This is a genomic window from Actinoplanes sp. NPDC026670, assembly GCF_040638175.1.
Classification (GTDB): domain Bacteria; phylum Actinomycetota; class Actinomycetes; order Mycobacteriales; family Micromonosporaceae; genus Actinoplanes.
Genome location: NZ_JBEZXU010000027.1, coordinates 74,831 through 85,301, shown reverse-complemented (window position 1 = coordinate 85,301; position 10,471 = coordinate 74,831). Strand labels below are relative to the sequence as shown.

Annotated in this window: 10 protein-coding genes; 2 read left to right on the top strand and 8 right to left on the bottom strand. The window is 70.7% G+C overall.

Annotation, left to right across the window (positions count from 1 at the left end; genetic code table 11):
- Positions 1–398 precede the first annotated feature (398 nt).
- The 6 genes from AB0E94_RS25790 to AB0E94_RS25765 form a co-directional block, all read right to left on the bottom strand.
- Entirely contained in the window at positions 399–1,115 is a 717-nt protein-coding gene (locus AB0E94_RS25790; RefSeq protein ID WP_360330488.1) for an SDR family oxidoreductase, read from the bottom strand.
- Positions 1,116–1,242: 127 nt separating this feature from the next.
- On the bottom strand, positions 1,243–2,895 hold the full coding sequence (locus AB0E94_RS25785; RefSeq protein WP_360330486.1) for a GMC family oxidoreductase: 1,653 nt from the start codon (positions 2,893–2,895) through the stop codon (positions 1,243–1,245).
- A 39-nt stretch (positions 2,896–2,934) separates the two neighbouring features.
- A complete protein-coding gene (locus AB0E94_RS25780; RefSeq protein WP_360330483.1) occupies positions 2,935–4,533 on the bottom strand; it encodes a phospholipid carrier-dependent glycosyltransferase in 1,599 nt (532 codons plus the stop codon).
- Positions 4,534–4,557: 24 nt separating this feature from the next.
- Positions 4,558–4,986, bottom strand: a complete 429-nt coding sequence (locus AB0E94_RS25775; protein WP_360330480.1) for a hypothetical protein — start codon at positions 4,984–4,986, stop codon at positions 4,558–4,560.
- A gap of 109 nt (positions 4,987–5,095) precedes the next feature.
- Positions 5,096–5,965, bottom strand: a complete 870-nt coding sequence (locus AB0E94_RS25770) for a CDP-alcohol phosphatidyltransferase family protein (protein ID WP_360330477.1) — start codon at positions 5,963–5,965, stop codon at positions 5,096–5,098.
- Between the two features lie 153 nt (positions 5,966–6,118).
- Positions 6,119–7,126, bottom strand: coding sequence for an acyl-CoA desaturase (locus AB0E94_RS25765; protein WP_360330474.1), 1,008 nt, complete (start codon positions 7,124–7,126; stop codon positions 6,119–6,121).
- Positions 7,127–7,234: 108 nt separating this feature from the next.
- Between AB0E94_RS25765 and AB0E94_RS25760 the strand changes: the two genes are divergently transcribed.
- Both AB0E94_RS25760 and AB0E94_RS25755 read left to right on the top strand, forming a co-directional pair.
- Entirely contained in the window at positions 7,235–8,521 is a 1,287-nt protein-coding gene (locus tag AB0E94_RS25760) for a sensor histidine kinase (protein ID WP_360330471.1), read from the top strand.
- The gene (locus tag AB0E94_RS25755) at positions 8,473–9,111 is read left to right on the top strand and encodes a response regulator transcription factor (RefSeq protein WP_360330468.1); all 639 of its coding nucleotides are present in this window, start codon (positions 8,473–8,475) and stop codon (positions 9,109–9,111) included. Before AB0E94_RS25760 ends, AB0E94_RS25755 begins: the two co-directional genes overlap by 49 nt.
- A 19-nt stretch (positions 9,112–9,130) precedes the next feature.
- Here the strand turns inward: AB0E94_RS25755 and AB0E94_RS25750 are convergent, their stop codons facing one another.
- Both AB0E94_RS25750 and AB0E94_RS25745 read right to left on the bottom strand, forming a co-directional pair.
- Positions 9,131–10,168, bottom strand: coding sequence for an oxidoreductase (locus tag AB0E94_RS25750; RefSeq protein ID WP_360330465.1), 1,038 nt, complete (start codon positions 10,166–10,168; stop codon positions 9,131–9,133).
- An 18-nt stretch (positions 10,169–10,186) separates the two neighbouring features.
- A complete protein-coding gene (locus AB0E94_RS25745; protein WP_360330462.1) occupies positions 10,187–10,375 on the bottom strand; it encodes a hypothetical protein in 189 nt (62 codons plus the stop codon).
- Positions 10,376–10,471 lie beyond the last annotated feature (96 nt).

The following is a 10,471-nucleotide window of genomic DNA, read 5'->3' as shown; positions in this document are numbered from 1 at the left end:
CGCGGTTTGCGGTTCGTGCGGCAGGCTGTCAGCCGTCGTTCACTGCGGTAATGGCGTCCCGGATACCGGTGTGAGCGACGGCTCGCGGTTTGCGGTTCGTGCGGCAGGCTGTCAGCCGTCGTTCACTGCGGTAATGGCGTCCCGGATACCGGTGTGGGCGACGGCTCGCGGTTTGCGGTACGCCCGGCAGGCCGTCAGCCGTCGCCCACCGCGGTAATGGCGTCCCCGAAACCGAGGTGAGCGACGGCTCGCGGTTTGCGGTTCGTGCGGCAGGCGGCCAGCCGTCGTTCACTGCGGTAATGGCGTCCCGGAAACCGACGTGAGCGACGGCTCGCGCTACGGGACGGGGCGGGTTGCGGTTGGGAGGGGCGGACGGCGTACCGGATGAGGTTGCTTCGTCAGATCAGGAAGCCGCCGCCGGCGTGGATGTTCTGGCCGGTGATCCATGTCGAGTCGGGGCCGGCCAGGAAGGCGATCACCGCGGCCACGTCGGCCGGGGTGCCGAGGCGCTGGAGGGCGGTGACGCCGGCGGCTCGTTCGAGGCCTTCCGGGGTGTTGACGGAACGCAGCATGTCGGTGGCGCCGGGGGAGACGGTGTTGACCGTGATGTTGCGGGGGCCGAGTTCGCGGGCGGCGATCTTGGTGATCTGTTCGAGGGCGGCCTTGCTCGCGCTGTAGAGGGCGCCGCCGGGGGCCGGCACGGCGGTGTTGATGCTGGAGATGTTGATGATCCGGCCGCCGTCCCGCAACAGCGGAATCGCCGCCTGAATAGCAAATGTCGGAAATTTCGTGTTTACCGTGATCAGGCGGTCGAAATCTTCCGAGGTGATCTCGGCGATCGGCTTTCCGAAGGCTATCCCCGCGTTGTTGACCAGGATGTCCAGGCCGTCGGCGACCGGTTCGAAGATCGCCGGCAGGGTGCCGAGATCAGCCTGATCGCAACGGACCGCCTCCGCGCCGGTCTCGGCTGTGACCGACTTCGCCTCGGCCTCCGCCGCATGGTAGGTGAACACGACCCGGGCGCCGTCGGCGGTCAGCCGCTGGACGACGGCCCGGCCGATGCCACGGGATCCTCCGGTGACGAGCGCGGTCTTTCCGGTGAGAGAAAGCGTCATGCCCATCGATGCTAGGCGCGAAACCGGGTGCGCGGCGGAGATGCGGCGGGGCCAAGCGGTGCGGGGCAGGATCAGGAGATGCGGCGGGGCCAGGCGATGCGGGGCAGGGGCCGGAGATGCGGCGGGGTCAGGCGGTGCGGGGGCGTGGGATCAGGCGGAGCGCGGCCGGTGCGTGGGCCGGGACGGCCGGGGAGCGCGGCGCGACCGGGGAGAGGCGCTGGTAGGCGGCGCCGACCGCCGGCCGGAGGTCGGGTTCGCCCTGGTTGGGCCAGAGGGCGACGGCCCGTTCGGCGAGGGCGGTGATCGTCAGGGACGGGTTGACGCCGAGGTTCGCCGGGACCGCCGAACCGTCGATGACGTGCAGCCCCGGATATCCGTAGACGCGATGGTAGGCGTCGACGACCCCGGTGGACGGCGAGTCCCCGATGGTCGCGCCGCCGAGGATGTGCGCGGTCAGCGGGATGTTGAAGATGTCGCCGACGGTTCCGCCGGGGTATCCGCCGATCCGGTCGGCGATCCGGCGGACGGCGTCGTGGCCGACCGGGATCCAGGTCGGGTTGGCCCTGCCGTGGGCGAGGGTGGTGGTGAGCCGCCCGGTACGGGTGCGCCGAACCGTCAGCGAGTTGTCCACCGACTGCATGACGAGGGCGATGATGGTCCGTTCGCTCCACCGGCGGACCGACAGCGAGTGCCCGAGGACGACCGGATGCCGCAGCGCCTGCCAGAGGAACCGGAGCGGACGGGGCACCCGCCCGCCCCCGTCGACGAGGATCGTGGACAGCAGTCCCATCGCGTTGCTGCGCGGCCCGTAGCGGACGGGTTCGATGTGGGTGTCGGCGTCCGGATGGAACGACGAGGTGATCGCGATGCCCTGGGAGAACGGCTGTTCCGGCACGTCCTTGGTGGCCGCCCCGAGCAGCGCCTCCGAGTTGGTCCGGGTGAGCTGCCCGAGTGAATCGGAGAGGGCGGGCAGCACTCCACGGTCCTTCATGGCGTGCAGCAGCCGCTGGGTGCCGAGCGCCCCGGCGGAGAGGATGACCTGCCCGGCGGTGAAGACCCCGCGCCGTGTCTCGATCCGCCAGCCGTCGTCGTCCGGCCGCAGCAGTGTGACCTCGGTGTCCGGGTGGACCGTGACTCCGGCCTGTTCGGCCAGGTAGAGGTAGTTGACGTCGAGCCGGTTCTTGGCGCCGACCTTGCACCCGATCATGCAGTTGCCGCATTCGACGCAGCCGGTGCGTTCGGGTCCGGCCCCGCCGAAGTACGGGTCGGGCACGGTCTTGCCCGGTTCGCCGAAGAACACCCCGACCGGGGTGCGCCGGAACGTGTGCCCGACGCCCATGTCCTCGGCGACCTGTTTGATGACGACGTCCGACGATGTCATGGTCGGCTGTTCGACGACGCCGAGCATCCGGGACGCCTGGTCGTAGAAGGGTGCGAGCTCGGCCGCCCAGTCGGTGATCCCGGACCAGTGCGGGTCGGCGAAGAACGGCGCGGGCGGCACGTAGAGGGTGTTGGCGTAGACGAGCGAGCCACCACCGACCCCGGCTGCGGACAGCACCATGATGTCCTTGAGCAGGGTGATCCGCTGCATGCCGCGCATCCCGAGCCGGGGCGCCCAGAGGAAGTTGCGCAGGTCCCAGGAGGTCTTGGGCAGGGTGTCCGGAGTGAACCGGCGGCCGGCTTCGAGCACGCCGACCCGGTACCCCTTCTCCGCCAGCCGCAGAGCGCTGACGCTGCCACCGAAGCCGCTGCCCACGATCACGATGTCGAAGTGCGTCATCGTGTCACCTAAGCATTACCGGCGAGTAACCGACAAGGGTCAGCGGCGATAGATCCTGATCGAATGCCCGACGTCGCCTATCTCCTGGGATGTGGCGATCATCTGCTTCAGCCGGGGGCCGGCCAGCGCCACCCGGGAGTCCGAGACGACGAGCAGACCGTGGACCTCGTCGAGCGGAACCGAGTACGGATCCCGCGACTCGATCCCGTAGTAGGCGGGCACCCCGGAACCCTTGTAGACCAGCCAGACCTGCTCGCCCGGGTGTTCGGTGCGCAGGTAGACGCTGAGCCGGGCCAGGTCCTGACCCCAGTCGACGTTGGCGTCGTGCAGGTTGAGGTGGGTCTGCGCGGTCCCGCCGAGGGCCTCATTGGAATATGGCAGATAGTAGGGAAATGTCAGGACCGAGCTGACCGCGACCCAGAGCACGAGCAGCCCGGCGGCGACCCGCGACGGCGTGAATCTGATCAACGCGACCGCCCCGGCCGCGACCGCCAGGAACAGGTGCAGGTGGATCGCGTAGCGGGTGCCGTAGTTGCGCGCCCCGGTCATCGTGACCAGCAGCAGCACCACCGACACCGGCAGCAGGTAGAGCAGCGCCACCCGCAGCCGCGGCACCATCAGCATGGTGAACAGCCCGCCGATCCACAGCGCGAGCATCCCGAGCGGCGTCTTGATCAGGATCGCGACCGGCATGTAATACCACGGCGACCCCTTGTAGGACTCGCCCAGCAGGAACCCGTTGAACAGCCGGTTCTCGAACTTGAACTGGACCAGCATGCCGTCGGTGTAGGCCTGCGGGAACGGCAGCCAGTCCACCGCCAGCCGTTTCAGCCCCTGCACGTCGGGCAGGTTGGGCGGGGTGGTCCAGCGCAGCCGCGGATCGACCACGAGATAGACGAACCACACCACCGCCACCGCGATCACCCCGGCGCCCAGCGCCGCGCCGGCGGCGATCAGCAGACGTCGCCTCAGGTCTCCGGCCACGGCCCGCCAGGTGGACCATCCGGCCAGCAGGACCAGCAGCGGTACGGCCGGCAGCACGCTCATGCGAGTGGCGAGGGCCGCCCCGAGCGCCGCCCCGGCGATCGGAACCCAGAGGGTGGGGCGGTCCCGCGCGCGCCAGGCGGCCCAGAAGGCGGTCAGCAGCATCCCGGCGGCCGGCACGTCCAGGGTGGCCAGCGAGCCGTGCGCGATCACGTCGGGGGAGAAGCTGTACATCGCGAGGGCGATCAGCCCACCCCACGGCCCGGCCAGGTCACGGGCGAAGAAGAGCACCACCAGCCCGAAGAGCAGGGTGAGCAGGATGACCGGCAGCCGGGCCAGCAGCATCAGCTGGAACGGGTTGTTGCCGGTCTCGTAGAGCAGATGCCGCCCGAGCCGGGTCTGGTTGCCGGCGTAGGCCGGGTCCAGGTCGGCGCCGGCGAACGCGGTGCCGGCCGCGATGATCAGCTTGCCGAGCGGCGGGTGCTCCGGGTTGTAGCGCAGGCTGTGCTGCTGCCGGTAGACCTCGGCGGTGGCCACGTAGACCGGCTCGTCGATGGTCGGCGACTGCTGGATCGCGGTGGTCCACATGGCGAACGCCATCTGCCCCAGCATGACCAGCACTGCCAGGACGTAGATCAAGCGGCGTCGTGGCATCGGGCCAATCTAGCCGGGCCCGGGTCACACGCCCACTGTGCGGGTGGCCACCAGTCCACGGGTCGCGTCGCCGGTCACCGACGGTATCTCCAGGGCCCACCCTCCGGTGAAGCAGCCGTCCCGGCCGATGCTCATCCCGTCGAGCTGCCGCCGCTGCGCCGCGCAGTACGCCTTGGCGCACGCGTCCCCCGGCAGCGCGAGCTGGGCGGTGTGCAGCACCTCGTCGCCGTCGTCGACCGAGAAGTGCACGTGCGGCCACCGCCCGGCCTGCGCCTCCGGGAACGCGCTGCCGAACGACACCCATCCGGCGGGGTCGGCGACCTGCCGGCCGGCCGGGCCGTGGCCGCCGCAGTGCCAGAGGCTGACCGCGCAGCCGGTCCGCGGGCGGCCCGAGTTCGCGCTCACCAGCCGCAGTTTGACGGTGAGGGGCACGCCGGGTGTGGGCTCTGTCATGGCGGTCTCATCGCCCGCGATCGGCGGGCGCTGAGATCTTCTCGGTGGCAGAAGACGGAGCACCCCCGGCGCCGTGTCGACGCCGGGGGTGCGCAGAGCGGGTGTGACCTCAGACCGAGGACGGGATGCGCTCCGTCTCGTCGTGCTCCTCGTAGGCGGCCTTCGCGGCCGCCAGCTTGCCGGGGAACTGCTGGCAGGCCCGGTAGAGCTTGAAGATCAGGAACGCCTCGAAGGCGAGCAGCCCGGCCCCGGCCGCGATGGTGACCGGGAAGATCAGGCCGGTGATCGGGGCGATGATGAAGACCGACATCTCGTACTCGATACCGCTGATCAGGTGCGTGCGGATCCGGTTGCGGCGCAGCGTCTGGCCGATCCGGCTCTTCAGCGAGCCGCCACCGGCTGCCGGGGCGGGCATCTCGTCGGCCGGCTCGCCCATGTCGGCGCCGGACTCGGCCTCGCCGGGGACCGGGAGACGGTACGCGTTGATCTGGGTCCGCATGGCGAGCCGGACCTTCGACATCTGGGCGCTGTTCAGATAGCGGAACAGGTCCAGGAAGATCGCCACCGACATCAGCCAGAGGTACGCCACATCGCCGGTCCGCGCCCACTGGCCACCGAACAGGGCCAGCGCGATGAAGAAGACCCGCACCCGGTCCAGCACGAAGTCGAGCCATTGCCCGAACATCGTGCCCGTCCCGTTCAACCGCGCGATCTTGCCGTCCATGCAGTCGACCACGAAGCTGATGTGGAACAGGACACCACCGGCGACGAGCGCCCAGCGCTCCCCGGTGGCGAAACAAGCCGCTGCGCCGAATCCGAAGATCGACGCGATGAGAGTCAGTACATTGGGCGTGATCCATCGGTACGGTGCAACCAGACGCACCAGTCGAGACGCCAGCGGGTCGACCAGAAGCACGGTCCACCACGCGTCGACCGGCTTGTAGGTCCGTTCCCGGATCTCCTGCAAGGTCACCTTCACGCGCGGCACTTTAGACCTTAATCCTTCGAAAACGCTATGTGGCCCGCCGGTGAACCAGCGTTACTACCTGGGGTAATGCCGATCAAGGCGGCCAGTAGTCGGATACTGCTCGGTAGTCACAACACGGTATCGGTATGTGCGGTATAGGACACTCTACGCCCGGCCCCGGAGTTCCGCTCCGACGTCGTGCAGATGGCGCAGCGCCTGCCGGTACGACTCGATCAGCCCGGTCATCTCGTAGGGCACCCCGATCTCGGCGCAGTAGCCGCGCACGATCGGCTGGGCCAGCCGCAGGTTCGGCGTCGGCATGGCCGGGAACAGGTGGTGCTCGATCTGGTAGTTCAGCCCGCCGAGCGCCGCGTCCACGAACCGCCCGCCCCGGACGTTGCGTGAGGTGAGGACCTGTTTGCGCAGGAAGTCCTCGGTGCCGTCGGGGTGCGGCATGCCCTTGTGGTTCGGGGCGAAGGTCAGACCCAGGTAGATCCCGAACAGCGCCTGGTGCACCACCAGGAACGCCAGCGCCTGGAGCGGCGACAGGACCAGGAGCAGCGCGGACGCGTACCCGATGAAATGGATCGTCAGAAGTGCGGCCTCCAGGCCGCGGCTCTTGATCGTGCCGCCGGCCAGCGCGCGCACGCTGTCCCGTTTGAGGGACAGACCCAGCAGGGTGAGCAGCGGGAAGAACAGCCACGCCTGGTGCCGGACCAGGAATCCCCGGCCACGGGCCTGTTCCCGGGACCAGACCAGCACGTCCGGGCCGACGTCCGGATCGAGGTCGTCGTGGTTCGGGTTGGCGTGGTGCTTGGTGTGCTTCTCCATCCAGTAGCCGTAGGACATGCCGATCGCCAGGTTCCCGGCGATCCGGCCGGCCCGCGCGCTCGGCCGGTTGGTGCGGAACACCTGCCGGTGCGCGAGGTCGTGCGCCACCAGCGCCACCTGCGCGAACACCACGGCCAGGAACACCGCCACGGCGAGCGTCCACCAGGAGGCGCCGACCAGGACGAAGGCGGTCCACCCACCGATCAGGGCGAGCGAGACCAGGCTCAGGCGTACGGCGTAGTAGGCGGGCCGCCTCCGCAGGAGGCCGGCCGCGTTGATCCGGCGATTGAGCTCGGCGAAGTCGCTTCCCGCGGTCCGCGTCCCTGCTGCTGTCGTCGTCATGTTCCCAGCGAACCGGTTCGGTGATCCCCGGTCAGGAGGGCCAGGCCACCGAACGGCGGTAGGGCTGGCCCTACCGACAACCTCGCATCGGGTGGCCAGGATGAAGGCATGGACTCGCGTGACTGGATCCGGGACGGGCTCCGCGCCGTCGCCGGCGGGCTGCTCGCCGTCCCCCTCGCCATCGTGAACATCCCGCTGTTCGCGCTGTTCGTGGTGGGTCTGGTGCTGACTCCGGTGCTCGGCATCGGGCTGCTGGTGCTGCCGCTGGTGACCCTGCTGATCCGGGCGCGGGCCGACGCGGCCCGCCGGCTCGCCGCCGCCCGGGGCGTGCACATCGCCAGGCCCTATCGGCCCCGCCCGGACCGGGTGGTGTTCGGGAGCCTGCGCCACTACCGGTGGGTGATCACCGACCCGGCGACCTGGCGGGACGTCGGCTGGCTGCTGCCCGGCGCGCTGGCCGGCCTGGTGCTCGGTGTGCTGACGCTGGCGCTGCCGGCCTACGGCGCCCAGGGCATCCTGCTCATCCCGCTCTGGATCTGGCTCGGCACCGGCGAGTACGGCTACGGCATGGTCTGGCCGATCGAGACGCTCGGCGAGGGCTTCTTCTCCCTGCCGCAGGGCGCGCTGATCCTGGCGATCGGGGTCGCGGCCGCGCCGTACCTGCGGAATGTCGACGCACTCTTCAACAGGCTGTTTCTCGCCCCGACCCGGTCCGCCGAGCTGCGCCTGCGGGTCAGCCAGCTGACCGTGACCCGGGCCGACACGGTCGACGCCCAGGCCGCCGAGCTGCGCCGGATCGAGCGTGACCTGCACGACGGCGCCCAGGCCCGGCTGGTCGCCCTGGGCATGACGATCGGGCTGGCCGAGGAGATCGTCGACGCCGACCCGGCCACCGCCCGCAAGCTGCTGGCCGAGGCCCGGGAGAGCAGTTCGGCCGCCCTGGTCGAGTTGCGTCACCTGGTCCGCGGCATCCACCCGCCGGTGCTCGCCGAGCGTGGTCTGGAAGGCGCGGTCCGGGCGCTCGCGATGGCCCTGCCGATGCCGGTCACGGTGACCACCGAGCTGCCGGGCCGGCTGGACACGCCGGTCGAGTCGGCCGCCTACTTCGCGGTCGCCGAGGCACTGGCCAACGCGGTCCGGCACGGCGCCGCCCGCAACGGCGCCGTGGAGCTGTGGCACAACGGGGTGACGCTGGTCATGCGGGTCAGCGACGACGGCCGGGGCGGGGCCGACCCGTCCGGCGGCACCGGGCTGCGAGGCATCGAACGCCGTCTTGCCGCCTTCGATGGCACGATGAGCCTGTCCAGCCCGCCGGGTGGACCGACCGTCGTGACCATGGAGCTGCCGTGCGCGTTGTCCTCGCCGAAGACCTCGCCCTCCTCCGGGACGGGCTGACCCGGCTGCTGGAGGCGTTCGACTTCCAGGTGGTGGCGGCGGTCGACAACGGGCCGTCACTGCTGCCGGCGCTGCTGGAGCACCGGCCGGACGTGGCGGTGGTGGATGTGCGGCTGCCGCCGACCTTCACCGACGAGGGACTCCAGGCGGCGATCGAGGCCCGGCAGAAGGTGCCCGGCATGCCGGTGCTGGTGCTCTCCCAGCACGTCGAGCCGCTCTACGCCCGGGAGTTGCTGACCGACCGGGCGGGCGGGGTGGGCTACCTGCTCAAGGACCGGGTGGCGAACGTGGCCCAGTTCGTCGACGCGGTGCGCCGGGTGGCGGGCGGCGGCACCGCGATGGACCCGGAGGTCGTCTCGCAGCTGCTCGCCCGCCACTCCTCGCCGCTGTCCGGGCTGACCGCCCGGGAACGGGACGTGCTCGAGCTGATGGCCGAGGGCCGGTCGAACGGCGCGATCGCCGCCAAACTGTTCGTCGGCGAGAAGGCGGTGAGCAAGCACATCAGCAGCATCTTCACGAAGCTGGGCCTGCCGCCCTCGGACGACGACCATCGCCGGGTCCTGGCCGTGCTGACCTATCTCAACGCCTGAGCCCTCAGCTCTTTCCGGCTCAGCTCGTCAGCCTGGCGATCCGCCCGTCCCGGCCGGATGCCCAGCAGGCGCCGTCGCCGGTGCAGGCCACCGCGTCGAAGCTGCCGGTGTCGAAACGCCGCCAGGTCACCCCGCCGTCGAAGGAGACGTCGCTGCCGGTCGGGCCGACCGCCAGCGCGGTACGCCCACGCCACCACGCCACCCCGGACCGGTACTCGCCAGGGGCCTTCTTCGACACGGTCCAGTGCCTCCCACCGTCCCGGGTGACCGCTGCGCCGTCGGGCGCGGACGTCTCCGCGGCGTAGTCGCCACCGACCGCGATGCCCTGCCCGTGGCCCCGGAAGGCGAGCGAGTAGATGCCGGCGCTGGGGCCGCTCGGCACCGGTGAATCGGTCACCGACCAGTTCCAGCCGCCGTCCTTCGACGCGAACACCCGGGCCGTGGCGTCGCCGCCGGTCGCGAACCAGGCGCGCTGCCCGGCCGAGACCAGGCAGGTGCCGCTGGCCGCGAAGGCGAACTCGCCCGGCAGCGCGTCGGGCATGCCGCCGGTCGGCCGGGTCTGCCAGGTGCGCCCGCCGTCCCGGGTGGCCAGGATCCGGAACTTCCCGCCCACCGGGTCGGACAGGGCCAGCCCGTGCCGCCGGTCCAGGAAGGTCAGACAGTCGTAGAAGGCGGCCGGATCGTCGTTGCGGAACGTCTCGATCCAGGAGGCGCCGCCGTCCGACGTCGAGTAGACCCGCGAGTCCGGGCCGTTGCCGATGGTCAGGGCCACCGCGTGCCGGGCGTCGAAGGCCTCGATGTCACGGAACTGCAGGGCGGCCGCGTCGGGTGGGCCGACCGAGGCCCAGGTGCGCCCGCCGTCCACGGTCCGCAGCACCGTCCCGGCCGATCCGGCCGCCCACGCGACGTTCTTGCTGACCGGGGCCAGCCCACGGAACCGTGCGGTCGAGCCGGTGTCGGTGAGCTGCCAGGACAGTCCGGGACCCGGGGTGAATCCGGTGCCGCCGGCCACGACGAGGGCGAGCACTGCGATGGACAGCTTTCGATGCAACGTCATGCCCGGGAACCTACCGTGTCAAGCGGCGGATCTCGATGGGCTCGGCGCCGGGCCCGGAACCGGCGCATCGTTGGCCAGCAACCGCCCGGCGAGCAGGCCACAGCCCAGGATCAGCACCGCGGCGATCATGGCCAGCAGTCCCTGTGACACCGGCCGGGGCCGTCGTCGTCCCGGCACTCGCCGGAACCCGCTCAGCGCGTCATCCATCGGCGGTCCCCTTTCGGCGCTCCCCACCTCGATTCTCAACGGGCGGAAGGCTTCGACGGGCATCACTCGTCAGGGATCAGCCGAACAACCGGCCCG